Origin of the sequence: Shimia ponticola (genome assembly GCF_007995215.1) — a bacterium.
Classification (GTDB): Bacteria; Pseudomonadota; Alphaproteobacteria; order Rhodobacterales; family Rhodobacteraceae; genus Shimia_B; species Shimia_B ponticola.
Window position 1 is genome coordinate 22862 of the sequence record NZ_VCDK01000011.1, and the last position, 24445, is coordinate 47306.

The 24445-nt window shown below is 59.6% G+C and carries 25 protein-coding genes; 18 read left to right on the forward strand and 7 right to left on the reverse strand.

All coding sequences use genetic code 11. The features are described from left to right. Positions 1-60 precede the first annotated feature (60 nt). Entirely contained in the window at positions 61-804 is a 744-nt protein-coding gene (locus FE702_RS18095) for a hypothetical protein (RefSeq protein ID WP_255449734.1), read from the forward strand. On the opposite strand, the gene FE702_RS18100 is transcribed toward FE702_RS18095, so the two are convergent. Further along, positions 798-2753: a 4Fe-4S binding protein gene (locus FE702_RS18100; RefSeq protein WP_147127754.1), complete on the reverse strand. Its 1956-nt coding sequence runs from the start codon at positions 2751-2753 to the stop codon at positions 798-800. The genes FE702_RS18095 and FE702_RS18100 overlap by 7 nt on opposite strands. Positions 2754-3088: 335 nt before the next feature. Here FE702_RS18100 and FE702_RS18105 point away from each other — a divergent pair, with 335 nt between their 5' ends. From FE702_RS18105 to FE702_RS18145, 10 genes are all read left to right on the forward strand, one after another. Continuing rightward, the gene (locus FE702_RS18105) at positions 3089-3649 is read left to right on the forward strand and encodes a DUF3305 domain-containing protein (RefSeq protein WP_147127755.1); all 561 of its coding nucleotides are present in this window, start codon (positions 3089-3091) and stop codon (positions 3647-3649) included. Continuing rightward, the gene (locus tag FE702_RS18980) at positions 3646-4446 is read left to right on the forward strand and encodes a DUF3306 domain-containing protein (protein WP_147127756.1); all 801 of its coding nucleotides are present in this window, start codon (positions 3646-3648) and stop codon (positions 4444-4446) included. Before FE702_RS18105 ends, FE702_RS18980 begins: the two co-directional genes overlap by 4 nt. A gap of 11 nt (positions 4447-4457) precedes the next feature. Continuing rightward, positions 4458-5060, forward strand: coding sequence for a TorD/DmsD family molecular chaperone (locus FE702_RS18115; protein WP_147127779.1), 603 nt, complete (start codon positions 4458-4460; stop codon positions 5058-5060). 85 nt (positions 5061-5145) lie between these two features. Then, positions 5146-5343, forward strand: a complete 198-nt coding sequence (locus FE702_RS18120; protein WP_147127757.1) for a twin-arginine translocation signal domain-containing protein — start codon at positions 5146-5148, stop codon at positions 5341-5343. A gap of 151 nt (positions 5344-5494) precedes the next feature. Then, entirely contained in the window at positions 5495-8395 is a 2901-nt protein-coding gene (locus tag FE702_RS18125) for a formate dehydrogenase subunit alpha (RefSeq protein WP_147127758.1), read from the forward strand. A gap of 12 nt (positions 8396-8407) precedes the next feature. Then, positions 8408-9001 (forward strand): formate dehydrogenase FDH3 subunit beta, encoded by a 594-nt coding sequence (fdh3B, locus tag FE702_RS18130; RefSeq protein ID WP_147127759.1) that lies wholly within the window; start codon positions 8408-8410, stop codon positions 8999-9001. A 165-nt stretch (positions 9002-9166) separates the two neighbouring features. Further along, positions 9167-10363 carry a formate dehydrogenase subunit gamma gene (locus FE702_RS18135; protein WP_147127760.1) on the forward strand — a complete coding sequence of 399 codons (1197 nt, stop codon included), beginning with the start codon at positions 9167-9169 and terminating at the stop codon, positions 10361-10363. 3 nt (positions 10364-10366) lie between these two features. Then, a complete protein-coding gene (locus tag FE702_RS18140; RefSeq protein ID WP_147127761.1) occupies positions 10367-11599 on the forward strand; it encodes a c-type cytochrome in 1233 nt (410 codons plus the stop codon). Between the two features lie 10 nt (positions 11600-11609). Further along, positions 11610-11735 (forward strand): hypothetical protein, encoded by a 126-nt coding sequence (locus FE702_RS18935; protein WP_255449735.1) that lies wholly within the window; start codon positions 11610-11612, stop codon positions 11733-11735. A gap of 5 nt (positions 11736-11740) precedes the next feature. Continuing rightward, on the forward strand, positions 11741-13096 hold the full coding sequence (locus FE702_RS18145; protein ID WP_147127762.1) for a sigma-54-dependent transcriptional regulator: 1356 nt from the start codon (positions 11741-11743) through the stop codon (positions 13094-13096). Here the strand turns inward: FE702_RS18145 and FE702_RS18150 are convergent. Beyond that, positions 13093-13491, reverse strand: coding sequence for a DUF6326 family protein (locus FE702_RS18150; RefSeq protein ID WP_147127763.1), 399 nt, complete (start codon positions 13489-13491; stop codon positions 13093-13095). The genes FE702_RS18145 and FE702_RS18150 overlap by 4 nt on opposite strands. Positions 13492-13519: 28 nt before the next feature. Then, the gene (locus tag FE702_RS18155) at positions 13520-14131 is read right to left on the reverse strand and encodes a hypothetical protein (RefSeq protein ID WP_147127764.1); all 612 of its coding nucleotides are present in this window, start codon (positions 14129-14131) and stop codon (positions 13520-13522) included. Between the two features lie 70 nt (positions 14132-14201). On the opposite strand from FE702_RS18155, the gene FE702_RS18160 reads away from it, so the two are divergent. Together FE702_RS18160 and FE702_RS18165 are read left to right on the forward strand one after the other, a co-directional pair. Then, complete coding sequence (locus FE702_RS18160) at positions 14202-14738, forward strand: hypothetical protein (protein WP_147127765.1); 537 nt, start codon at positions 14202-14204, stop codon at positions 14736-14738. After that, positions 14739-14954 carry a helix-turn-helix domain-containing protein gene (locus FE702_RS18165; protein ID WP_147127766.1) on the forward strand — a complete coding sequence of 72 codons (216 nt, stop codon included), beginning with the start codon at positions 14739-14741 and terminating at the stop codon, positions 14952-14954. On the opposite strand, the gene FE702_RS18170 is transcribed toward FE702_RS18165, so the two are convergent. Then, positions 14951-15691, reverse strand: a complete 741-nt coding sequence (locus tag FE702_RS18170; protein WP_147127767.1) for a ZIP family metal transporter — start codon at positions 15689-15691, stop codon at positions 14951-14953. The two genes, FE702_RS18165 and FE702_RS18170, sit on opposite strands and share 4 nt — an antisense overlap. 312 nt (positions 15692-16003) lie before the next feature. On the opposite strand from FE702_RS18170, the gene FE702_RS18175 reads away from it, so the two are divergent. After that, positions 16004-16873, forward strand: coding sequence for a bifunctional allantoicase/(S)-ureidoglycine aminohydrolase (locus tag FE702_RS18175; RefSeq protein ID WP_147127768.1), 870 nt, complete (start codon positions 16004-16006; stop codon positions 16871-16873). Here FE702_RS18175 and bhcR read toward each other — a convergent pair. After that, entirely contained in the window at positions 16854-17696 is an 843-nt protein-coding gene (gene bhcR, locus FE702_RS18180; protein WP_147127769.1) for an HTH-type transcriptional regulator BhcR, read from the reverse strand. The two genes, FE702_RS18175 and bhcR, sit on opposite strands and share 20 nt — an antisense overlap. Before the next feature lie 172 nt (positions 17697-17868). Between bhcR and bhcA the strand changes: the two genes are divergently transcribed. The 4 genes from bhcA (at position 17869) to bhcD (ending at position 22453) form a co-directional block, all read left to right on the forward strand. Continuing rightward, positions 17869-19059: an L-aspartate--glyoxylate aminotransferase BhcA gene (gene bhcA, locus FE702_RS18185; RefSeq protein WP_147127770.1), complete on the forward strand. Its 1191-nt coding sequence runs from the start codon at positions 17869-17871 to the stop codon at positions 19057-19059. Beyond that, the gene (gene bhcB, locus FE702_RS18190; RefSeq protein ID WP_147127771.1) at positions 19059-20027 is read left to right on the forward strand and encodes a beta-hydroxyaspartate dehydratase BhcB; all 969 of its coding nucleotides are present in this window, start codon (positions 19059-19061) and stop codon (positions 20025-20027) included. The genes bhcA and bhcB overlap by 1 nt, the downstream gene beginning before the upstream one ends. 109 nt (positions 20028-20136) lie before the next feature. After that, positions 20137-21300, forward strand: a complete 1164-nt coding sequence (bhcC, locus tag FE702_RS18195) for a 3-hydroxy-D-aspartate aldolase BhcC (protein WP_147127772.1) — start codon at positions 20137-20139, stop codon at positions 21298-21300. A 187-nt stretch (positions 21301-21487) separates the two neighbouring features. Beyond that, a complete protein-coding gene (bhcD, locus tag FE702_RS18200) occupies positions 21488-22453 on the forward strand; it encodes an iminosuccinate reductase BhcD (protein WP_147127773.1) in 966 nt (321 codons plus the stop codon). Between the two features lie 76 nt (positions 22454-22529). Here bhcD and FE702_RS18205 read toward each other — a convergent pair whose 3' ends face one another. Continuing rightward, on the reverse strand, positions 22530-23945 hold the full coding sequence (locus FE702_RS18205) for a uracil-xanthine permease family protein (protein WP_147127774.1): 1416 nt from the start codon (positions 23943-23945) through the stop codon (positions 22530-22532). 17 nt (positions 23946-23962) lie between these two features. After that, the gene (locus tag FE702_RS18210; protein WP_147127775.1) at positions 23963-24445 is read right to left on the reverse strand and encodes an ureidoglycolate lyase; all 483 of its coding nucleotides are present in this window, start codon (positions 24443-24445) and stop codon (positions 23963-23965) included.

Sequence of the window (24445 nt, forward strand, 5' to 3'; positions counted from 1 at the left end):
GTTTTGTCCGAGACCTTGGCTCTATTGACCGCTTCGGCTGGCGGCGCTTACGCTTTGGTCATGATGGTATTGAAACGTGTTCTGCTGTGTTTGGCCTTGATCTGGCCTGGTTTGGCTCTGGCGGATGATCGAGTCGTTGGTCTCTATGCGCCGCCTGAATTGATCGACACGGGCCTGATGAAACACATTCTGCCGCGCTTCAAACTCAAGACGCAAGTGCGCGTTGATCTGGTGGACCCGTCCGCCGCGCAGGTGGTTCTGGGGCCGGATGGCCGGGCGCTGTTTCAGGGCGCTGGCGCGACGTGGCACCTGAGTGTTCCGGGCAAGGGCCACAAAGGCACGGACCGGTTTGCCGACTGGCTGATATCTGAGATTGGGCAAAACACCGTCTTCAGCTTTGCGCCGGACGGTATCGCTGTGTTTGAACCCCCGAGTGAGGTCGTCGCCGAGGTCGAAGAAGTGGTTGTCACCGGCGACGTCGAATGGGGGCATCAGGTGTCGCTGGAGAAATGCACGCGATGCCATGCGGTCGATGCGAACACGGCGTGGTCGTCCATTGGCTCGACCCCCAGTTTTGCCGTGTTGCGCAGTTTTCCGGATTGGGAAAACCGGTTTGGCGCGTTCTACGTTCTGAAACCCCATGCGGCGTTCACGCAGATCGAAGATCTGACCGAGCCGTTCCCCGAGGATCGGCCCAGCCCCATCGCGCCCATCGAGCTGACGATCGACGAACTTTACGCCATGATCGACTATGTCGCGGCGATGGAGGCCGCTGACCTTGGGGCGCCGTTGCAGCATCAGTGATCCTTGCGGTCGCTAAAATAGTCGGCAGTGGTGCGCACCCGTGGGCGGTCTGCGCCGGCGAAGGGGTTGTTTTCCGAATGGAACTGCGCGTTCACGCGGCAGTCGTCACACATCTGGATCATGCGCAGCTTGGCCGGATCGCTGAACATCGAATGGCCCGTCAGTTTTTCGGTGATCCGGTCGATGGCAGATTTTGAGCCGAACAAGGCACCGCATTCCACGCATGGAAAGGGTTCTTCCTCGTTCAGAACCTCTTGGCGCAGTGCTGCGTCCGTCAGGTTCAGGCGAGGATCAAAGGTGATCGCGTCCTCAGGGCAGATATTTGCGCAGAGGCCGCATTGCAGGCAGGCATCCTCTTGGAACCGCAGTTGTGGTTTGTCCTCGTTGTCGCCCAAGGCCCCAGAGGGGCAGAGCGACACGCAGGACAGGCACAGGGTGCAATCGTCCGTGTTCACCACCACGGCGCCATAAGGGGCACCCGCTGGCAAGGCGAGCATGTCTGCCTCTGGATTCAGAGCCTTCGCGGCCTGACGGGTGATCTGGCGGCGCGTTCCCATGGGACGCACAGGGTTGGCGACCGGGGCAGGGGCCTCAGCCCCAAAAAGTGCATCTGACATGGCGTCAGGGTCGGACGTGTCGAGCAGGGACACGCGGCCCTCGCCCGCGATGGCAAAGGCAAGGGTGACTTGCGTTTCCAAGGCGGGTTTGTCTGCGCCGGGGCCGGGCATCACAGTGACCGAGGCAAAGCCCGCGGCAAGTGCTGCCGTGATCTCGGCATGGCCGAACGCGCCGATGGCGGACATTTCCATGGGGATCACATCGGCGGGCAGGCCGCGTCCATGGCGTGCCGACAGGCGGACCATTTCGCCGCCATGCGCATCATGCACTAAGAGCTTTGGCACTACGCCGCCAGCGTCCAAATAGGCCTTGGCGAGCGTCTGAACGCGGCGGAAAGTAAAATCGACAGGCGGGGCGTCGTAGCTGATCGCTCCGGACGGGCAGGCGGCTGAGCACGCGCCGCATCCGGCGCAGATCATCGGGTCAATGCTGACATGATCGCCTGCCGAGGTGATGGCGCCGGTCGGGCACAGGTCAAGGCAATTGGTGCAGGCAGTCTTTTCGGCGCGGGAATGGGCGCAAAGCAACGGCTCTGCCTTGACGTAAAGCGGCTTTTCAAAGGTGCCGATCAGATGCGACGCGGCCATGACGGCGGCAGCAACAGCCGGCGCGTGGGACGGATCGGCCCGCAGGTAGCCTTCGCGTTTTTCATGGGCCGGGAACAACGGATCGGTGCCGCGCAAGTCCAGCAGGATGTCACATTGCGACCGCGCACCGCTCTGCGGCTCTGACAAACTCCGCTCGCGTCCGCCGGGATGGGGCTGTTGCAATTGGTCGATCACCACATCGAATTGACCCAAGGCACCGCTTGCGCGCCGCAATTGCCCAATAACAACATCGTAGTCGCGTGTATCGGGCAGGTCCTTTGCATCGCTTAAAAGGACGGTGACCCCGAGATGATCTTTCAACTGCTCTGCAGCGTGCAAAGCGACATCAGATGGCCCTAAAATCAGGCAAAGTCCCCCTGAAATGACATCTACAGCCTTTTCCAGCGGCGCAGGCAGCAATCCTTCGGCAATCAAGGCGGACATTTTGGGTAGTGTTGGCGCCGTGTCAGAGGTCCAACCGGCCCGGTCGCGCAGGTCGAGGGTCGGCGGCGCAGCCACTCCGAGGTCCTCTGCGAGCGCTTCGAAAACCCGGCTTTCCTGCGCGCAGCAAAAAATCGTGTCGCCCTCTGATCCGCCGTTCAGGGCCTTCGCAGCGCGGTCGATCTGATCCGTGCAGAGCGCCGTACAGGGTTTGCGAACGTCCAATCCGGTGGCTTGTGACAGGGCCTCTGCGTCGATGGTCTGAGACCCTAAACAGTCACATGTTATCAATGTCTTAGCCATGGATTGCTGTCCTCCCCAACGGGCAAATCTGGCGATGTTTTTGCGGTCTACCGGCGACTAGAAAGGCATGGATTCGGGTGGCTGACAATCCGTTAGTTCAGCGGCAACGCCGTCGCGAATCACTCCTTGGACCCCCGTGATTCGGGCGCGGGGTGTGATTGCCCAATTTCTGATGATTATTGTCGGTTTAGACAATTAGACCCAAGCCTCCGGGGTCCGGTCGGGGTGCTGCCCATTTTGTCCGCGTTTCGCAAAAACATTCCGCTAGGTCAGAAAAGCGGTTTGTCCAGCATCGTTTCCATACAAAGGTATACGACAGGAGGAGACGTTCCCGGATGATCCGCAATCCGAAATCCTATGCCACCTGCCCGGTCGGTGTTGTGCTACGGCGCATGCCGGGCGTGACCCGTTGGCAGAAATGGAATTGGAAAGCGACGTCGGTCCTCCCCGGTGCCGGACCCGCCGATTGGCATGAGTTGCGTCGCGACGGCGATGTGACCGAGTTCCACGCGGCGACGCTGGACCTTGAATTGCACGGGGCCGACACCGAGGCCTACGTTCATGGCCTGATGGCCGAGGTGCCGTGCATCTACATCGTGATGCGCGAGGCCGAGGATCGGCCGTTCGACATCCTGCTTGTCACCGCTTCGCCTTACGAGGCGCAGGATTACACCGACAGCGGAGAAGAGATCGTCGAAAAGGTCGCCATGCCTTTGACGCTGCGCGCGCTGATCGAGGACTTTGTCGAAAAGCACCACGAAGAAGAAGTCTTTGTGAAACGCAAGCGCGACAAGAAGCGGATCGATCTTGTGCAGGACGGGATTGGTGATCCGCGGATCGGTGGGCTTGAGGATGTCTATGCCTCGCCCGCACTCAAACGGGGGCGTCTGCATTGAGCGATTTCTGGGCCAGACGAAAAGCTGCCGTTGAGGCGGAAGCCCGTGCCGAGGAACAGGCGCGGGTTGATGCGTCCGAGGCTGAAGCCGAGGCAAAGCTGGCCGAGAAGACCGACGAAGAAATCCTGGCTGAGCTGAACTTGTGCGAGCCGGAGGAGCTGGAGACGCCCGAGGCCGTCCGCGCCTTTATGGACAGCGCGGTGCCGCAACGGTTGAAAACGCGGGCGTTGCGTCGGTTGTGGCGGCTGAATCCTATCCTCGCTAATGTCGATGGGCTGGTCGATTACGGTGAGGACTTCACCGACGCGTCCTGTGTGATCGAGAACCTTCAGACAGCCTATCAAGTCGGCAAAGGCATGCTGGCCCATGTTGAGGCGCTGGCGGAGAAGGAAGCTACGAAAGAGGCGGCTTTGGCTGAGGCGGAAGTCGATGCGGAAGAAGTTGGAACCGAGTACCCGGACCAGCCGCAGGCTGGGTCACGCCCGACCCTCCCGTCGCACCAAGGGTGCGCTTCAAGCGCAACGGGAGGGCGTTCCGGCAATGTGGTTTTTCGTTCGGACGACATCGATGCTTCGGAGGCCGAGGCCAGCACAACTGTTGCAAACGCCCACCCAGGGTCGGGCGCAGCCCAGCCTGCTACTGTTGCACCTGCGCAGTCCCGGCCCCCGAGCCGGGATCTGGTCGAAAGCGCTGCGCAAGAGGTCCCGGATCAGGTCCGGGACTTCGAAGAGAACGACGACGTGCCCGTCCGCGCACCCCGCCGCATGGCATTCACTTTCACCCCAACAACTGCATGAGTGAGGATAAGATGACCGCCGCAGAAGCCATCGACATCGCTCCAGAAGATCGCCAGCGGGCTGATCTTTACAACTTCCTTGGTCTGCTTTTGAGCAACCCGCCGGATGAGCTTCTGATCGCGCAGGTCGCCGGGCTTGCAGGTGATGACAGCGAACTGGGCAAAGCCATCACCACATTGGCGAAACTGGCCAAGCTGTCGAAACCCAAGACGGTGCAGAGCGAATTCAATGCGCTGTTCATCGGTCTGGGTCGTGGGGAACTGCTGCCCTATGCCTCTTATTACCTGACCGGGTTCCTGAATGAGAAACCTCTCGCCACGCTGCGGCAGGACATGGCAGCGCGTGGTCTGGCGCGGGCGGCGAATGTCTTTGAACCCGAAGACAACATCGCCAGCCTGATGGAGATGATGGGCGCGATGATCGTGGGCCGCTTTGGCAGCCCCGCATCGCTGGAAACCCAACGCACCTTTTTCAACCGACATATCGCTCCTTGGGCGTCGCATTTCTTTGCGGACCTCGAAGGCGCGAAAACCTCTGTCTTTTACGCGCCGGTCGGCACCGTTGGTCGCGCGTTCATGGAGGTTGAAACCGAAGCCTTCCGCATGGCGGGCTAAGGCCAGGGGTCCGCACAAGACCCAACCACCGGCGGGCAACCGCCAAACACGAACCGAGAGCCAACCCAATAAAGGAGGATCTCTCATGACCAAGAAGACCGAAGCAGCTGGCAACAGCCGCCGCGATTTTCTGAAGATGGCTGCAACGACGGCGCCTTTGGCGGCGGTCGCGGTGGCACAGGGCACCGCTGCGCAAGCAGAACCTGCCCAGCCTGATCTGTCGTCAGACAAGATGCAGGACACCGCGCATACGCGCGCCTACCTCGCGTCCGTCAAATTCTGACGGCCAAGGTCTAAGCACCGCCTGCCCGGGACCAAGCCCGGACATGCATTCGAGCCCGAGCCGACTGGTTGCGTAACGCCCGACTGGCAAAGGCACATTCACATCACCAAGCGAGCTGGACGCTTAGTCCTGCAAGCAAGGGAGGATTAACATGCTTAGGAAAAAGACCAACGGGGTTGCGAGACGCCCCCAGCGGACCTCGATCCTGTCGGAAGCCGCCAACGCTTCCGTTGACCGTCGCGCATTCCTGCGCGGGTCGGGCCTTGCGATCGGGGGTCTGGCGGCGATTGCCGCGACAGGCGGCACCGTCACGCAGGCCAACGCAGCTGCTTCCGCCGCCTCTGGCGCGGTTGAGCTGAAGAAATCGGTTTGTACGCACTGTTCGGTCGGCTGTACGGTCGTTGCCGAAGTTCAGGACGGCGTCTGGACGGGTCAGGAACCCGGCTGGGACAGCCCGTTCAACCTGGGTGCGCACTGTGCCAAAGGGGCCGCCGTTCGCGAACACGCGCATGGTGAGCGTCGCCTGAAATACCCCATGAAGAAAGAGAACGGCGAATGGGTTCGCATCTCTTGGGAGCAGGCGATCAACGAGATCGGCGACGGTATGATGTCGATCCGGGACGAAAGCGGTCCGGATTCGGTCTATTGGCTGGGCTCTGCGAAGCACAATAACGAGCAAGCGTATCTGTTCCGCAAGTTCGCGGCCTATTGGGGCACGAACAACGTGGATCACCAGGCGCGGATCTGTCATTCAACCACGGTGGCCGGTGTTGCAAACACCTGGGGCTACGGTGCGATGACGAACTCGTACAACGACATCCACAACTCCAAGGCCATCTTCATCATCGGTGGTAACCCTGCCGAGGCGCACCCTGTGTCGCTCTTGCACGTGCTCCGCGCGAAAGAGCAAAACAACGCGCCACTGATTGTCTGTGACCCGCGTTTTACGCGGACCGCGGCCCATGCGGACGAATATGTTCGCTTCCGTCCCGGTACAGACGTTGCATTGGTCTGGGGTATCCTATGGCACATCTTCGACAATGGTTGGGAGGACAAAGAGTTCATCCGCACCCGTGTCTGGGGCATGGACCAGATCAAGGAAGAAGTGGCCAAGTGGAACCCTGAAGAGGTGGAGCGTGTTACCGGCACCCCCGGTTCGCAGTTGCGCCGCGTGGCCCGTACGATGGCCAACAACCGTCCCGGCACCGTGATCTGGTGCATGGGTGGTACTCAGCACACCAACGGCAACAACAACACGCGCGCCTACTGTATCCTTCAGCTTGCGCTGGGGAACATGGGCACGTCGGGTGGCGGCACCAACATCTTCCGCGGCCACGACAACGTGCAAGGTGCCACGGACCTTGGTGTTCTGTCCCACACGCTGCCTGGCTACTATGGCCTGTCGGCAGGGGCATGGGCGCATTGGGCTCGTGTCTGGGACGAAGACCTCGATTGGCTGAAAGGCCAGTTCGCGACGACCACCGGCAAGGACGGCAAGGAAAAAGCCTTGATGAACCTGTCCGGTATTCCGGTGTCGCGCTGGATCGACGGTGTTCTGGAAGATCCCGAAAACACCGATCAGCCAAATCCTGTCCGCGCGATGGTGCTTTGGGGCCATGCTCCGAACTCGCAAACGCGGATGACGGAAATGAAGACGGCGATGGAGAAGCTGGACATGCTGGTCGTGATCGACCCGTTCCCAACTGTCTCTGCCGTGCTCCATGACCGTGAGGATGGCGTCTATCTCTTGCCGGCCTCGACCCAGTTCGAGACCTATGGCTCGGCCACCGCGTCAAACCGGTCGCTGCAGTGGCGTGAGAAAGTCATCGACCCGCTCTTTGAGTCCAAGCCAGATCACGAGATCATCGGCCTGTTCTCGCAAAAGTTCGGTTTCCATGACCGTATCTTCCGCAACATCGCGATCGAAGATGATGGCGTGACGCCAAACATCGAAGACACGACCCGTGAGATCAACGCAGGCATGTGGACGGTGGGTTACACCGGTCAGTCGCCAGAGCGGATCAAGCTGCACATGGCCAACCAGCACACCTTCGACCGCACCACGCTTCAGGCGGTGGGCGGACCTGCCGACGGTGACTACTATGGTCTGCCATGGCCGTGCTGGGGAACTGCCGAGATGAACCATCCCGGTACGCCGAACCTCTATGATATGTCGAAGCCAGTCTCTGAAGGTGGTCTCACCTTCCGTGCGCGCTTTGGCGTTGAGCGAGACGGTGACAACCTTCTGGCCGAAGGGGTCTATTCTGCAGGATCGGAAATTCAGGATGGCTATCCTGAGTTCACGATGCAGATGCTGATGGACCTTGGCTGGGACGGTGATCTGACGGACGAAGAACGCGCCGCAATCGACGCGGTCGCAGGTCCGAAGACCAACTGGAAAACCGACCTGTCGGGCGGCATCCAGCGGGTCGCGATCAAGCACGAATGTGCGCCTTTCGGTAACGCGAAAGCCCGTGCAGTTGTGTGGACCTTCCCGGATCCGGTGCCGCTGCACCGCGAGCCTTTGTACACCAACCGTCGCGATCTGGTCGAAGACTATCCGACATACGAGGACCGTCACGCCTACCGGCTGCCGACCCTCTATGCGTCGATCCAGAAAAACGACTACTCGAAGGACTATCCGATCATCCTCACATCCGGCCGTCTGGTCGAATACGAGGGCGGCGGCGACGAGACACGGTCAAACCCGTGGCTTGCCGAGCTGCAGCAGGACATGTTCGTCGAGATTCACCCGCGTGACGCCAACAACCTTGGGGTTCGTGACGGCGCGCAGGTGTGGGTCGAAGGTCCAGAAGGCGGCAAGGTCAAAGTCATGGCCATGGTCACCGAGCGGGTCGGCGAAGGCGTTGCCTTCATGCCGTTCCACTTTGGCGGTCATTTCCAAGGCGAAGACCAGCGGTCCAAGTATCCGGAAGGCGCTGATCCGTATGTGTTGGGTGAATCCACCAACACGGCTCAGACCTACGGCTATGACTCAGTCACGCAGATGCAAGAGACCAAAGCGACTCTTTGCAAAATCAGCGTAGCGTAAGGAGGAAAGAGAATGGCTAGAGCAAAGTTTCTCTGCGACGCCGAGCGCTGCATTGAATGCAACGCCTGTGTCACGGCCTGTAAGAACGAGCATGAGGTGCCTTGGGGCATCAATCGCCGCCGCGTGGTGACGATTCAGGACGGCAAGCCGGGCGAACGCTCGATCTCTGTCGCCTGTATGCACTGTTCGGATGCGCCGTGTATGGCGGTGTGCCCGGTCGACTGCTTCTATCAAAACGAAGAAGGCGTCGTCCTGCACTCCAAAGACCTCTGCATTGGTTGCGGTTACTGCTTCTATGCGTGCCCCTTCGGCGCGCCGCAGTTCCCGCAGGCGGGCAACTTTGGGTCGCGCGGCAAGATGGACAAATGCACCTTCTGTGCCGGTGGCCCGGAAGAGAACCACTCGACAGCCGAGTTCGCCAAATACGGGCGCAACCGGATTGCCGAGGGGAAGCTGCCCATCTGTGCTGAGATGTGTTCCACCAAGGCCCTGTTGGCGGGTGACGGCGACGTTGTGTCGGCGGTCTACCGCGAGCGTGTGGTCGCGCGCGGCTTCGGCTCGGGCGCATGGGGCTGGGGCACAGCCTATGATCAAAAGGACGGCTAAGGCCTGATCCTTTTTGCCGGGGCCGCATTTGTGGCCCCGGTTGGCCGTGGCGGCGGGGTAAACCCCGCCCTACGCCGTCTCAAATTGATGGCTATCCTTACGGCCACACCCCCATCCGTAGGGCGGGGTTCACCCCGCCAGCTTCATTCTTTCTGGGAGCCTCCCATGACCCGCCTGATCGTCCTGATCACTGCCCTTTTTCTCGCTCTTCCTGTGATGGCTCAGGAGGCCGCGCCTGCCCCTGACCGTTCGGCCACCGGTGGAGCGCAAACACTGGAAGACATCATGGCCCGGCAACGGGGCGAAACCATCGACGACAGTTTCCGCCGCAACAACACGGGCGACGGCAACTCTGCCGCCGATATTGCGGCGCAACTTGGCACTTTGGGCGGGGCATCAGACCCCGATCTGTGGCGCGCGCTGCGTTATGACAGTGCCGAAGTGACAGTTTCTGCTGGGGGCGATGTGGCCAAGACGCTCGTCCAGTCGGGCGGCATGGCTTGGTACGAATTCCGGCAAGGACCGCTGAAGACATATGGCGGCTGGCTCTTGCTGGGTACGATTGGCGCGCTGATCGTGTTCTTTGTTCTCCGCGGTCGCATCCCCGTGGATGGAGAACTGACGGGTCGCACCGTGACGCGGTTCAAAGCGGTCGAACGCTTTGCGCACTGGCTGCTGGCCGGGTCGTTCATCCTGTTGGGCGTCACCGGGCTTTTGGTGCTGTTTGGTCGCAAATTCATCGCGCCGACCTTTGGGCATGAGGTCAACGCCTTCATTCTGACCGGGTCAAAATTCATCCACAACAACGTGTCTTGGGCGTTCATGATCGCTCTGGCCATGGTGTTTGTCTTCTGGGTTGTTCACAACCTTCCAGATCGCACCGACATCAAATGGATTGCGCAGGCAGGCGGCATTGTCGGCAATGCGCACCCGCCAGCGAAAAAGTTCAACGCGGGCCAAAAGGTCATCTTCTGGTCGGTCATCCTTTTGGGCGGCTCCATCAGCCTGTCGGGTCTGTCGCTGTTGTTCCCGTTCGAGCTTCCGCTTTTTGCAAAAACCTTTGCCCTTTTGAATGACACTGGGCTTCCCGAACTTGCCGGTTTTGGCACTTTGCCGACCGCGCTGTCACCGCAAGAAGAGATGCAGTTCGCATCTGCTTGGCACGCCATCGTCAGCTTCGTGCTGATGGCGATCATCATTGCGCATATCTACATCGGCTCTGTCGGGATGGAGGGGGCTTATGATGCCATGGGTTCCGGCGAGGTGGACGAGGCATGGGCGCATCAGCACCATTCGCTTTGGCTGGAAGAGATGAAGGCCAAAGAGAAATCGCCGGACTCCAACGCGACACCTGCCGAGTAACCTGTGCGCGCGCTGTTACTCCTGCTTGCGCTGGCATCCCCGGTTGCGGCGCAGGATTTCACCACGTTCAAAGGCCATGGCGGTCCGATTATGGGGCTGGCCGTGGCACCGGACGGGCAACTGGCCAGCGCATCATTTGATAATGCGCTGGGTCTGTGGTCTGACGGCGAACCGACTTGGCTGGATGGCCATGATGCAGCGGTGACTGCCTTGGCCTTTGACGCCGAAAATAGGCTCTATTCCGGCTCGGATGACTTCTCGGTCCGGGCGTGGGGGCCGGATCAGGTGCTGGGCCAACACAAAGGCAAAGTAACCTCAATCGCTGTGCAGGGCGATCGCGTGGCCAGCGGGTCGTGGGATGGGAGTATCCTGCTCTGGCAGGATGGGGGTGTTTCAGAGCTGGCCTATCCCGGTGCAGGTGTGAATGCGGTCGCCTGGGATGGCGATGCGCTAATAGCCGCGACCTCAGCCGGCGTGATCTGGCGCTATGAAGGGGAAAACCGCCTGCCATTGGCCAAGCACGGATTTGGCGTGAACCGGCTAATTGTTGGCGAAGGCTGGCTGGCCTATGGGGCCGTGGATGGCGGGACGCGGGTCATTGATGTTGTCAGTGGGCAACCGTTCAAGGACTTCACACTTGACCGCCGACCGATCCTGTCGATGGCCTACCACGCGGAAACAGATCAGCTCGCCGTTGGGGACGGTCATGGCTATATCATGATGATAGACACCGAACAGTGGCGGATCGCGCGTGATTTTCGCGCCGCGCGCCAGGGGCCCGTCTGGGCGCTGGCGTTTTCGCCGGATGGGCGGACGATCTATGCAGGCGGGCTGGACGATGTGATCTATGCGTGGCCCGTCGCGCTGCTCGATGAATTTGACGCCGCCATTGATGGCGAGCGCAGCTTCTTGCGCGACGCGGAATCCATGCCCAACGGTGAACGGCAGTTCATGCGCAAATGCTCGATCTGTCATGCGCTGACAGAGGGACCATCCCGCAAGGCGGGGCCGACCCTGCACAAGGTGTTCGGGCGCAGGGCAGGGACCGTGCCGGGGTACACCTATTCGGACGCCCTGACCGGTTCTGACATCATCTGGTCAGACGCCACCATCGACGCGCTTTTTGACGAAGGTCCGGATCACTACATACCCGGATCCAAAATGCCGATGCAGGTCATCGCGAAACCTTCGGATCGCGCCGACCTGATCCAATATCTACAAGACGCCACATCCTAGGAGTGAGGCTATGAAACCCATGATCACAGGCTTTATCGCCATTATCATCATATCGGCCGCGGCATATGTCGTTCTGGGAGAAGCCGGGTTTTCCTCGTCAGAGGTTTATTCAAGCGATAACGTGAGGCTCGACTAAGGAGAATGGTCTTGACCGCGCGCCCGCCCACCAAGCCTGACACCTTCGACAGCACCCTGTCGGGGGCGTCGGTTCTGATTGTCGATGACGAACCGGGGATGCGCAATTTCCTGTCCAAGATCCTTGAGCCGCGCGTCAAACGGCTGGCGCAGGCGGCCTCACCGAAAGAAGCGACCCAGCATCTGGACGAAGCGCATTTTGATCTGGTGGTGCTGGATAACGTGATGCCCGGGACCACGGGTTTGGAGTGGCTGGCGGAGCAGCGCAGGCGCGGGTTTTTCGCGGAGGTGATCCTGATCACAGCCTATGCTGATCTTGAGGTTGCTATCGCGGCTTTGCGGGCCGGGGTCAGTGACTTTGTGCTCAAGCCGTTTCGCGCCAATCAGATTGTCGGTGCAGTGGAGCGCGCGTTGGATCGCAAATTCCTGCGTCGGGACAACACGCTTTTGAAACGGGAACTCAGCGGTGAGGGGGGCAGGGGGCCATTGCTCGGCACGTCGCCCGCGCTGGAGGGCATTCGCAAGCTGTTGATGAAGCTCGCGCCTCTGCCGACGCCGGTTTTGTTCACTGGCGCCAGCGGTACAGGCAAAGAGCTTGCCGCGCGGCACATGCACGCCATGTCGGACCGGGCCGAGAAGCCGTTTGTTGCGGTGAATTGCGCCACGATCGCGCCGGATCGGATTGCACGAGAGCTGTTTGGCGCGGTTGAGGATGACGGGCAGTTGCGCGCCGGTCTGTTCCTTTTGGCCGATGGCGGCACTTTGTTCTTTGACGAGGTCGCCCACATGCCAGAGGCCTTGCAGGCCGCGTTGCTGCGGGTTCTTGAGGATACGCGTATCCGCCCCGTGGGCGCAGAACGCGAGGTGCCGCTCGACCTGCGCCTGTTCTTCGCGACCAATGCCGATCTGCAAAAGGCGGTTGAGGAACGGAAGTTCCGCGCTGACCTGTATCACCGGATCAACGTGGTCGGTGTTCACATGCCCGACCTGTCCGAACGGTCCGAGGATATTGTCGAACTGGCGTCCTATTTCACGGCGCATTTCTCGCAAGCCTTGGGGATGCCACCACTTCAGCTGGACGAGGAAACCCTGCTCAAGCTGCGCCGCTATGCGTGGCCGGGCAATGTCCGAGAGTTGCGGAATCTGGTCGAACGGTCCGTTATCTTGGGGTCCTTCCCGGATGAATTCACGGGCAGCGGTCAGATCACGGGGCCGGAGGCGGTTGAAAACCTCGATCTGGTTGCGCAGCGCCACATCCTGCACATCCTGGATCAGTGCAACGGCAACCGGGCCGAGGCCGCGCGACGTCTTGGGGTGTCGCGCAAAACCATCGACCGCAAGATTGCCAGCTGGGCGGATTAGTCCGCCACAAGCTGCGGTTCACGCCGCCACATGAGAACAAGGACGGTGGCCATGGCCGCCACCTCTGAGACAGCGAAAAAGATGTAATGCGGCTTCAGCGACCCGCCGCCGATGACAAAGGCAGCGGTGACAATGACGGCGACGCTGTTCACGATCCGGCACCATTTGTCTGGCAGGAATTGGGTCGCAACGATCATCACCATCGCGATCTGAAGCATGACCGCTGCGATCAACATCAGGGTTTCAGACAGAGCGACACCTTCGATCGTGCCGTTCATGAGCTGTGGAACCGTGCCGGGTGTATAGATGCTGAGCACATCGGCGAAGGCCATGTTGAGTGCAACAAAGCACCATAGAAATGAAACCGCGATGCGCGTTTGGAATGGCAAGGGCATGTTCAGGGTCCTTTCTAGCGCCGGGCGCTCAATTCGATTGGTCCGGATTGCAGGGTGACAGACGATCCAGGACCGCGTTCACCGTCGCTGCATCCGTGTTACGCGCAACGCTCTGACTGCGCGTGAGGGGCACAAACCGCTGCCGAGGGCCGGTTTGAATCCATGTGCTGACCGTCAGATCGGTTGGCGCATCACCCGTATAGCAGCCGCCCGTGACAGAAATTGCCAAGGAACCCTGACCTTGGACGTCTGAGGCGCGCAACTGTTTGATATCGTTCTGCAGCGTGGCGATGGATCCGGTTTTGTCATCAGGGATACGCGCGAGGAAAACATGCTCGTCCGGTCCGTTGGGTTGAATTTGGCCAGCGTCGGCTGGCACCAATTCAAGCATCACCGCCTGTTCCCGCTGGACGCCGACATCGCTGCCGGTGCCTTGGAAGGACATTTTGAATTCGGCGTCACCATCGCGCAATTGCACGCTGCGGGGGACGCCGACCGCCACAGCAATCGACGCGGGATCGGTTCCGAGTGGATCAAGGTTACGTGCCGCGATCATGCCTGCAGGGGACACGCCACTGCAGGCAGACAGTGCCAGAGCAGCAAGAGACAACACGAGGGCGGAGATATAGGAGGAGGTCATAGAGTGCCTATTGATTGATTCGTGACTAACATTTAATGTAAAACATGAATGATTCATCAAGAGGCAATATATGATTAATCCTCAAAGAGCGCTGCAATCCGCCTCGCGGTTGGCGCATGTCATGACCGTTGGGATCGTGTTTCTTGGGTGTTTGGCGACTGTTGGCCTGTTCTTTGGGCTGAGTGATCTGCAAGCCGCCGGGGCGTTTTTGGCTACGCAAGCAGGTTATGGCGACCACGGCGTGCCGGCTGGGCCGACGTTTGCGCTTATCGGGATTGCGATGGTTCACATTGGTTTGTGGATCACTGTTTTGATCGTGGCGCGGCGGTTGTTTCGCCAGATTTCACTGGGACTACCCGCAGCGGCGGCGCAAACTGCACGGCGCGTTGCGATGTTGCTCTGGATCGTTTTGGCCTGGGGGATCCTGTCGCAAAGCCTTGGGTCCGTTGCCGCGACATGGGGTTATCCAGAAGGCCAGCGCAGCCTTGCCATCGCCATAGGCTCCCCGCAGATATCCGTGGCCTTCGCCGCGTTGATCGCGAGTTTCCTCGCTCACGCTTTCGCGCTAGGCGCAGAATTGTGGCAAGACCATCAGGAGGTGATCTGAATGCCGATTGTTGTGCGGCTTGATGTGGTGCTGGCGCGTCGCAAGATGACCTCGCGGGACCTGGCGGGGCGTATCGGCATCTCAGAGCAAAACCTGTCCTTGCTTCGCTCGGGCAAGGTGCGAGGCGTCCGCTTCAACACGCTTGAGGCCATTTGCAAAGAGCTCGACTGTCAGCCCGGCGACCTCCTGGAGTTTGAACCCGCAGACGCCGACTAGACGGTTCTGAGCAGCAGTTCGAAGAGCAGCATCCCAGCTATGGCCATGGTGACCGCGCTTGCGATCATCGGACTGCCTGCGTTCTCAAGCGCCTCCGGGATCAGTTCAGAGAGCGTCATCCAGATCATGGCCCCGGCGGCCAGCCCCAATCCAAACGGCAGGAAAGGGGCAAAGAAGCTGACGAACATGAAAGCGGGCACCGCCAAAAGCGGCTGGGGCAGGCTGGAAAAGATACTCCACCCAACCGCCTGCCAAACCTTGGCGCCGCGCGGGACAAGGACCAGCGCGATGGCCAGACCCTCGGGGATGTTGTGAACGGCAATCGCTGCGGTGATGAATGTGCCCAGACTGTCTTCGCCCGCATAGGCCACACCGACGCCAATGCCTTCGGCGGCCGAATGCAGGGTCATGATGCCAACAATCATCAGCACCTTCAGAGCATCAGCGCCCTGAATGTCGCCAATCTGAAAGTTGCCATGGCGTTCAATGACGGCATGGGCAATCGCGATAAAGACAAATCCGCCCAACAGACCGCCAATCGTCCGGATCGCGCTGAGGTTTATACCTTCTTGCAACAGGCTGAAGCTAGCCGCCAACATCATCCCAGCGGCGATGCCATTACAGATCGACACGGTCTTGGGCGACATGCTGCGCCAGATCATGAAGGGCAGCGGACCAAGCCCTGTCGCCACGGCTGTCAGAAGCGCTGCGAGAAAAACGATGATGACAGGATCCATGGCTACCTCAATCTGGGCGCGGTGGGGCAGATTGCGTGCCCTTGCTCTGCCACCTTATTTCAAGATTACACAATTTAGAACCATTCTAAATAAGTAAATGCCGCCAATGACGTCTAATCAACCTTATGTTAAGAAGGGCGTCGAGGTGCATGGTTCAGAGCAATAAGCTTTATCAGAAATTCCTGGCAGAAGCCCCGTATTTTCAAATCTTTCCGAATGGAGTTGTCGGTTCTTTGCGGGTGGTGCGTAAGTGCGCTGCAGCCCATATTTTAGGTGTTTTCATCCTGTCAGCAGGAGCACCCGGGAGATCCCATGAGCACCAAGTACTACGCACCGCGCGGCGGGCATCCCGGACAAGAGCAGCTGCTGACGGATCGCGCCATTTTCACCGATGCCTATGCGGTGATCCCCAAAGGCACGATGCGCGATATCGTGACCAGCTTTCTGCCATTTTGGGAGGACACGCGCCTATGGGTGATTGCGCGTCCGATGAGCGGCTTTGCGGAAACTTTCTCGCAATACATCATGGAGGTTCAACCAGGCGGCGGTTCTGACCGCGCCGAGCTTGATCCTGCGGCCGAGGGTGTTCTCTTTGTCGTCGAAGGTACCGCAACGCTTAAGGTCGACGGCGAGAGCCATGAATTGACGCCCGGCGGATATGCGTATCTGCCCCCCTCAAGCGGTTGGACATTGCACAACAAAGGTGACGAGGTTTTGCGGTTTCATTGGATCCGTAAAGCTTATGAAGCGGTCGAAGGGCTGGATGCGCCGGACGTTCTGGTCATGAACGAAAAGGACGTCGAACCCTCGGTCATGCCCGGAACCGAAGGACGCTGGGCCACCACACGGTTCGTCGATCAGACCGATTTGCGGCACGACATGCACGTCACCATCGTGTCGTTCGAACCCGGCGGGGTGATCCCGTTTCTGGAAACCCATGTCATGGAACACGGGCTTTACGTGCTTGAGGGCAAGGCGGTCTACAACCTGAACAATGATTGGGTCGAAGTTGAAGCAGGCGATTACATGTGGTTGCGCGCCTTCTGCCCACAGGCTTGCTATGCGGGCGGCCCGGGCCGGTTCCGCTATCTCCTGTATAAAGACGTGAACCGGCACATGGCCTTGCGCCCCGCGATGACGGGCGTTCCGCAGCCGCAAAGGCTCAGGACTGCGGCGGAGTAAGGCGGCCACCCACCGCAACGGTCAGTGCCTGCGCTGCATCGACCACATGGGTGCTCAGCCGCTCGACCACGTCCGGCTTCATCCGGTGCGTCGGGCCAGAGACCGAAATCCCTGCTGCCGCCTCGCCATTGGCGTCAAAGACCGGCGCAGCGATGCAGACCATTCCTTCGTTCCGTTCTTCACGGTCAATCGACAAGCCGTTCTCGCGGATCGTCGCGAGCTCTTGTTTCAGGGCGTCGTGGTCCGTGATCGTGTGGGGCGTAAAGCCCACCAATCGGCGACTCTTGAGATAGCGTTGCAGCCGATCTTCATCCATCTGCGCGAGAAGCGCCTTGCCGATCCCGGAGGCATGCATGGCCGACAACGTCCCCGGCGGAAAGAACGCGCGGATCGTTTCGTGGGTTTCGACCTGACTGAGAAACAGGACCTGACCTTCCCGTTCCGCGCCCAGGTTTGCCGTCTCGCCGGTATCCTCCATCAATCGCCGCATGATCGGGCGGGCGCGTTCAACCAATGACGTCCGGCGCAGATACTTCGTGCCGATGGTGAAGGCGCGCGCACCAATGTGCCAGACCTGATCAACCGGATCGAATTCGACCAGCCCCCGCGTTTCAAGCGTGACAAGCACACGATATAGCGTCGCTGGAGCCTCACCGAGTTCCTTGGCCAAGTTGGTCAGGGCTTTGCCGGGATGATCGCTGAGATACTCAAAGACATGCATCGCACGATCCAAGGATTTGATCGTGTTTTGGGCCGTTTTGTCGTCCCACCCACGGGGTCGCCCGCGTTGTCTGGGACTCGTATCCTCTGGATTTTGTGTCATCTTCAGCGCCTGCCCGTTGCACATGTGAAATCATATTTCACCATATGAAAAACATAAACTACTGACAAGGCGTGATTTTCTTTCCTGTTGGCACAGGATTTGACCAATTTTCGAAAATATATCGACTCGTGATCGTTACATTTAAAGTCTCGCTAAACCCAAGGAGACCGACATGAGCTTTCAAAATCCTGTTTTCATCCCAGGTCCGACAAACATTCCTGAAAGCCTGCGCAAGGCCTGCGACATGCCGACAATCGACCATCGGTCACCGCTGTTTGGGCAGATTCTGCACCCCGCACGCGCAGGTGTTCGCAAGATTTTGAAGAGCGACAGCGCCGAGATTTTCATCTTCCCATCCTCTGGTACGGGCGGCTGGGAAACTGCTGTGACGAACACCCTATCTGCAGGGGACAAAATCCTTGCCGCGCGCAACGGCATGTTCAGCCACCGCTGGATCGACCTGTGTCAGCGCCACGGCCTCGATGTTCAAATCGTGGACACCCCGTGGGGCGAAGGTCTGCCAGCGGATCGCTATGAAGAGATCCTGACCGCAGACACCAATCACGAGATCAAGGCTGTTCTGGCGACGCATAACGAAACCGCCACAGGCGTGCTCTCCGACATCGCGGCCGTGCGCAGGGCACTCGACGCAGCTAGTCACCCGGCAATGCTCTTTGTCGACGGCGTGTCCTCAATCGCTTCAGTCGACTTCCGGTTTGACGAGTGGGGCGTCGATGTCGCGGTGACCGGATCGCAAAAGGGATTCATGCTGCCTGCCGGGCTGGCCATCGTCGGCTTTAGTGCAAAGGCCATGGAAGCCACGCAAACCGGCACCCTGCCCCGCACGTTCTTTGATGTGCATGACATGCGGAAGGGTTACGCGAACAATGCCTACCCCTACACGCCAGCCGTCGGCTTGATGAACGGACTGAACGAAGCCTGCACGATGCTCTTGAACGAAGGGCTCGAGAACGTCTTTGCACGACACCGCCGCATCGCCGAAGGCGTCCGCGCAGCAGTGGGTGCGTGGGGCATGGAGTTGTGCGCCGCCAACCCTTCGGTGTATTCTGACACGGTCAGCGCCATCCGCACGCCGGATGGGTTCAACGCGACCGACATCGTCACCCATGCCGCCGAAAAATACGGCGTCGCGTTTGGTGTTGGCCTTGGTGAGGTCGCAGGAAAAGTGTTCCGTATTGGCCACCTTGGCAGCCTGACGGATGTCATGGCCCTGTCTGGGATCGCAACCGCCGAAATGTGCATGGCCGATCTTGGCCTTGATATCCAACTCGGCTCCGGCGTTGCGGCTGCTCAGGATTACTACCGCGGTCAAACGGCACAAGAGCAAAGGGATGCCGCATAATGAAGGACCTCGACCTCAATCTGCCCTCCTATCAGGACATGCTCGACGCGCATGAGCGCATCAAGCCGCACATCAATCGGACGCCGGTTTTGCAATCGGCCTATCTGAATGAGCTGTCCGGGGCGGAGCTGTTCTTTAAATGTGAAAACTTCCAGGAGCCGGGCGCTTTCAAGGTGCGTGGTGGCACTAATGCCGTCTTTGGCCTGAGCGATGAGATGGCCGCCAAGGGTGTGTGCACACACAGTTCGGGCAACCATGCGCTGTGTCTGAGCTATGCTGCCGGGCGGCGGGGTATCCCGTGCAACGTGGTCATGCCGCGCACCGCACCCGAGGCCAAGAAAGACGCCGTGCGCCGCTATGGTGGAACGATCACCGAATGCGAACCGTCAACGACATCACGCGAGGCCGTCTTTGCCGAAGTTCAGGCCAAAACCGGCGGCGAATTCGTGCATCCCTACAACGATCCGCGCGTCATCGCGGGCCAGGGGACATGTTCCAAAGAGTTCATGGAACAGGTCGACGGGCTTGAAATGATGGTCGCGCCCATTGGCGGCGGAGGAATGATCTCGGGCACTTGCCTCACGCTTTCGACGCTTGCGCCAGAGGTTCAGATCATCGCTGCCGAGCCGGAACAGGCCGACGACGCTTATCGCAGTTTCAAGGCGGGTCACATCATCGCCGATGATGCCCCTGTCACGATTGCAGATGGTCTCAAGGTGCCGCTGAAAGAACGCACTTGGCACTTTGTCTCGAACCATGTGAGCGAGATCTACACCGCGACCGAAGAAGAGATCATCGACGCGATGAAGATCACCTGGAAATACCTGCGGATCGTCATGGAGCCATCCTGCGCCGTGCCTTTGGCCGTCATCCTGAAGAACAAGGATGCCTTCCGGGGCAAGCGTGTCGGCGTGATCGTCACCGGTGGCAATGTCGACCTCGATAAATTGCCCTGGATGACGACCTAGGGCCTTCCATATTCGCCGTGTTTCCGATAGGAAACCTCCATCCATGATACGAACACTCCACGGCGCAGCCTTCGGGCCACGCAACCGCTATTGATAAGAGGAGACCGCGATGAAAGACCTCAGCAATCTCGACCTTTACGAAGTGGGTTTTGACATTCCAGCCAAGCCCGGCATGGACGAGTCCGAAATTCAAACGCCCTGCCTCGTGCTCGACCTCGACGCGCTGGAGCGCAACATCAAGAAGATGGGCGACTACGCCAAAGATCACGGCATGCGCCACCGCACCCATGGCAAGATGCACAAATCCGTCGATGTGCAGAAGCTCCAGGAAGAGCTGGGCGGCGCATGTGGGGTCTGCTGCCAAAAAGTGTCCGAAGCAGAGGTCTTTGCCCGTGGCGGCATCAAGGATATTCTCGTCTCGAACCAGGTCCGTGATCCGCAAAAGATTGACCGTCTAGCACGCCTGCCTAAGCTGGGCGCGCGCGCCATTTGCTGTGTGGATGATGTGGCCAACGTGGCCGACCTGTCGGCGGCGGCACAGAACCACGGCACACAAATCGAATGCCTCGTGGAAATCGACTGCGGCGCAGGCCGCTGCGGTGTGACCACCACGCCCGAAGTTGTCGAAATCGCCAAGGCCATCGACGCGGCCCCCGGCCTGAAATTCGCGGGTCTGCAGGCCTATCAGGGCGCGATGCAGCACCTTGATGACTACAACGAACGCAAAGCCAAGATCGAAGTCGCTGTGGCTCAGGTCAAAGATGCTGTCGACACGCTCAAGGCCGAAGGTCTGGAATGTGACATCGTCGGCGGTGGCGGCACCGGGTCCTATTACTTCGAGTCGAACTCGGGCGTGTATAACGAGCTGCAGTGCGGGTCTTACGCCTTCATGGACGCCGACTATGGCCGCATCCTCGACAAGGATGGCAAACGCATCGACCGTGGCGAATGGGAAAACGCGATGTTCATCCTGACCTCGGTGATGAGCCACGCCAAAGCGGACAAAGCCATCGTCGACGCCGGCCTCAAGGCCCAGTCCGTCGATAGCGGCCTGCCGGTAATTTATGGCCGTGATGACGTGGAATACGTCAAATGCTCGGACGAGCATGGCGTGGTCATGGACAAAGACGGCGTGCTGAAGGTCAACGACAAGCTCAAGCTGGTGCCGGGCCACTGTGACCCGACCGCAAACGTGCATGACTGGTATGTCGGTGTTCGCAACGGCAAGGTTGAATGTGTCTGGCCTGTGTCTGCACGCGGGCGCGCCTTCTGATCATCGAAGAATGAAACCGTCTGGCCCCCTTCCCGGGGCCGGACAAACCAAAACGACTGCACCCGGAATTTCACAGGGTGCATCCCAATAATTCCGCAGCATGTGACACCGCCCGAGCCGCGCTACGTTTCGTAGCGGGGTCAGAGTTTTGTCTGACGCTGACGAACGATACGACCTGGAGACCAACATGCTGATTGTACCTGAACGCGAAATCGCCGATCTGATGACGCGCGACGCCGCCTTTGACGCCGTGGAAAAGGTGTTTGCTGCCATGGCCGCAGATGACGCCTACAACTTTCCCGTCATTCGCGAGGCAATCGGTCATGAAGATGCGCTCTATGGGTTCAAGGGTGGTTTTGATCGCGCGGGACTGACGCTGGGCCTCAAGGCGGGCGGCTATTGGCCGAACAACTTGGAGAAGCGCGGCCTGATCAACCACCAGTCCACCGTGTTCCTGTTTGACCCGGACACAGGCAAAGCCAAGGCGATGGTGGGCGGCAACTTGCTGACGGCGCTGCGCACGGCGGCTGCATCCTCGGTCTCGATCAAGCATCTGGCGCGGGACGATGCCAAAGTCATGGGCATGATCGGTGCCGGTCATCAGGCGACGTTTCAGCTTCGTGCGGCTCTGGAACAGCGGAGCTTTGAAAAGGTGATCGGCTGGAACTATCACCCCGAGATGTTGCCAAATATCGAAAAGGTCGCGGCTGAGGCTGGCGTTCCGTTCGAAGCCGTCGATCTGCCCGGCATGGTCGAGGCGGATGCGATTATCTCGATCACGTCGACCTTTTCGCCATCCGTCATGGCCGACCACATAAGCGCGGGCACCCACATCGCCTGCATGGGCACAGATACCAAGGGCAAGCAAGAGGTTGAGGCCGCACTGTTGGCGAAGGCCACTGTCTTTACCGACGAAGTCGCGCAATCGATTTCCATCGGTGAAGCACAGCACGCCATCTCCGAGGGTCTGATCAAAGAGGCTGACGTTTCGCAATTGGGCGCGGTCATCAACGGCACCCATCCGGGCCGCAGTTCGGACGATGAGATTACGCTGTTCGACGGGACCGGTGTTGGCCTTCAAGATCTGGCCGTCGCCGCAGCCGTGGTGGATCTTGCTGTTGAAAAAGGCATCGCAATCGAAGTCGATTTCTAAAGACCCTCAGACATCCTGAAACGAAAATGGCCCGGCGTGTTCCGCCGGGCCATTTGTGTTTTTTGCGTGCGGATTATCAGTCCTTGTTCAGCGAACCGGAACCGTGTCCGGCAAGCCCACCTGAGACCTCTTCTGTCGCCTCGCTGGAAAGTTCCTGTGGCAGGATCAGGTTCAGAACCACCGCCAACAGCGCCGCTGGAAGCAGGCCCGACGTCAGCAGAACCTTCATGGTCCCGTCGACATACTGAAGCGCGCCGGGTTCCTGTTGCAGACCCAGACCAACCGACAGCGAGATCGCAAAGATCACCATGTTGCGACGGTTCCAGTCCACGTCAGACAGCATCGAGATACCAGCCGCAACAACCATGCCGAACATCACGATCACGCCGCCGCCCAGAACTTCGATCGGGATCGACGAAATCACGGCACCAACCTTTGGGATCAGGCCCGCAGCGATCAGGAACAGGGCACCGATGGTGACGACATGGCGGCTCATGACGCCGGTCATCGCGATCAGACCCACGTTCTGCGAGAACGAGGTGTTTGGCAGTGCACCAAAGAAACCAGAGATCGCCGTGCCGACACCGTCAGCATAAGTCGCGCCTTGGATTTCTTTGTCTGTCGCTTCGCGGCCAGCACCACCTTTGGTGATCCCGGAGACGTCGCCCACGGTTTCAATCGCCGAGATGAACGCCATCAGGCAGAAGCCGATGATCGCCGCCGCGGTGAATTCGACGCCAAAGTGGAACGGGTTCGGCAAGGCAAATGGTGCCGCACGGCCCACATTACCAAGGTTCACTTCGCCCAAGGCAAAGGCCACTGCATAACCGGCGAGCAGACCGATCAGAACCGCCGACACCGACAACATGCCACGTGCAAAGAACTTCAGTGCCAAGGTCACGACGATCACGACGAGGGCCATGAGCCAGTTGGTCATCGACCCGTATTCCTCGGTGCCAATCGCAGGCACGCCACCCGCAGCATACTGAATACCCACCTTGACCAGTGCGAGACCGATCATCGTGACAACCAGCCCGGTCACCAGTGGCGGCAGAGCAAAGCGGATTTTGCCGATGAACAGACCCAGCGCCGCGTGGAACAGACCGCCGACAATGACGCCGCCCATCACGATGGCGATGGCGTCAACGCCCTTGCCCGCAACCAGCGGGATCATGATCGGAATAAAGGCAAAGGATGTACCCTGCACGATCGGCAGGCCTGCGCCGATCGGACCCAGCGTGATCGTCTGCAACAGCGTTGCGACGCCCGCAAAGAACATCGACATCTGGATCATGTAGATCATTTGCGGAAAGTCAGGCGAGTTCGAGCCAAAGCCGAAACCCGCCGCGCCGCAGATGATGATTGCCGGTGTCACGTTCGAGACGAACATGGCCAAAACGTGCTGAAGCCCAAGCGGAACAGCCTTGGCCAGCGGCGGTGTATAATTTGGGTCCCGGAGTTGTTCCGGCGTCCCGATGGATGCATCTGACATGGTGATAGTCCCTCCCGTTATGATGCTTTTGCCGGTTGTTCGCCCGGCATTTCTTTGGGGTTTTCTTGAATGATGTATGGCGTGTCGAACCAGTGTTCTTCGAGGTTTGGCCCGTCGGTGACCCTGTCGACGACCATGAACAGTCCGGGGTCCGACAAAGGGCACAAGACGCCGTGCCACACGTTACGACCGATATTCACGCCCTGCCCTGCCGTGGCGATGAATGCCTGCGGCACACCTGGTGCGCCGTTGTCATCTTCGGCCAGCACGACAAGGTACGCCCCTTGCTGCATGGGCAAAAACGCCTGACTGCCATGGGGATGGCGCTCCATCATCTCCATGCGGAACGGCAGTGAAAACGACTGTGAGTCAAAGACGCTGATCCCGACATCGCCATCAATGTTCAGCGTGGCACGATCATGGAACCGCCCACACAGACCCTGATTGATCAATTTGTCTGGCTCACCCGACGCCTCGATCAACTCGGCCAGTCCTGCGAT

Excerpts from the sequence above, each read along its gene's own strand:
- FE702_RS18095 (WP_255449734.1), top strand. The coding sequence starts at position 61 with ATGATGGTATTGAAACGTGTTCTGCTGTGTTTGGCCTTGATCTGGCCT.
- FE702_RS18100 (WP_147127754.1), bottom strand. The coding sequence starts at position 2,753 with ATGGCTAAGACATTGATAACATGTGACTGTTTAGGGTCTCAGACCATC.
- FE702_RS18105 (WP_147127755.1), top strand. The coding sequence starts at position 3,089 with ATGATCCGCAATCCGAAATCCTATGCCACCTGCCCGGTCGGTGTTGTG.
- FE702_RS18115 (WP_147127779.1), top strand. The coding sequence starts at position 4,458 with ATGACCGCCGCAGAAGCCATCGACATCGCTCCAGAAGATCGCCAGCGG.
- FE702_RS18120 (WP_147127757.1), top strand. The coding sequence starts at position 5,146 with ATGACCAAGAAGACCGAAGCAGCTGGCAACAGCCGCCGCGATTTTCTG.
- FE702_RS18125 (WP_147127758.1), top strand. The coding sequence starts at position 5,495 with ATGCTTAGGAAAAAGACCAACGGGGTTGCGAGACGCCCCCAGCGGACC.
- fdh3B (WP_147127759.1), top strand. The coding sequence starts at position 8,408 with ATGGCTAGAGCAAAGTTTCTCTGCGACGCCGAGCGCTGCATTGAATGC.
- FE702_RS18135 (WP_147127760.1), top strand. The coding sequence starts at position 9,167 with ATGACCCGCCTGATCGTCCTGATCACTGCCCTTTTTCTCGCTCTTCCT.
- FE702_RS18935 (WP_255449735.1), top strand. The coding sequence starts at position 11,610 with ATGAAACCCATGATCACAGGCTTTATCGCCATTATCATCATATCGGCC.
- FE702_RS18145 (WP_147127762.1), top strand. The coding sequence starts at position 11,741 with ATGGTCTTGACCGCGCGCCCGCCCACCAAGCCTGACACCTTCGACAGC.
- FE702_RS18150 (WP_147127763.1), bottom strand. The coding sequence starts at position 13,491 with ATGCCCTTGCCATTCCAAACGCGCATCGCGGTTTCATTTCTATGGTGC.
- FE702_RS18155 (WP_147127764.1), bottom strand. The coding sequence starts at position 14,131 with ATGACCTCCTCCTATATCTCCGCCCTCGTGTTGTCTCTTGCTGCTCTG.
- FE702_RS18160 (WP_147127765.1), top strand. The coding sequence starts at position 14,202 with ATGATTAATCCTCAAAGAGCGCTGCAATCCGCCTCGCGGTTGGCGCAT.
- FE702_RS18165 (WP_147127766.1), top strand. The coding sequence starts at position 14,739 with ATGCCGATTGTTGTGCGGCTTGATGTGGTGCTGGCGCGTCGCAAGATG.
- FE702_RS18170 (WP_147127767.1), bottom strand. The coding sequence starts at position 15,691 with ATGGATCCTGTCATCATCGTTTTTCTCGCAGCGCTTCTGACAGCCGTG.
- FE702_RS18175 (WP_147127768.1), top strand. The coding sequence starts at position 16,004 with ATGAGCACCAAGTACTACGCACCGCGCGGCGGGCATCCCGGACAAGAG.
- bhcR (WP_147127769.1), bottom strand. The coding sequence starts at position 17,696 with ATGACACAAAATCCAGAGGATACGAGTCCCAGACAACGCGGGCGACCC.
- bhcA (WP_147127770.1), top strand. The coding sequence starts at position 17,869 with ATGAGCTTTCAAAATCCTGTTTTCATCCCAGGTCCGACAAACATTCCT.
- bhcB (WP_147127771.1), top strand. The coding sequence starts at position 19,059 with ATGAAGGACCTCGACCTCAATCTGCCCTCCTATCAGGACATGCTCGAC.
- bhcC (WP_147127772.1), top strand. The coding sequence starts at position 20,137 with ATGAAAGACCTCAGCAATCTCGACCTTTACGAAGTGGGTTTTGACATT.
- bhcD (WP_147127773.1), top strand. The coding sequence starts at position 21,488 with ATGCTGATTGTACCTGAACGCGAAATCGCCGATCTGATGACGCGCGAC.
- FE702_RS18205 (WP_147127774.1), bottom strand. The coding sequence starts at position 23,945 with ATGTCAGATGCATCCATCGGGACGCCGGAACAACTCCGGGACCCAAAT.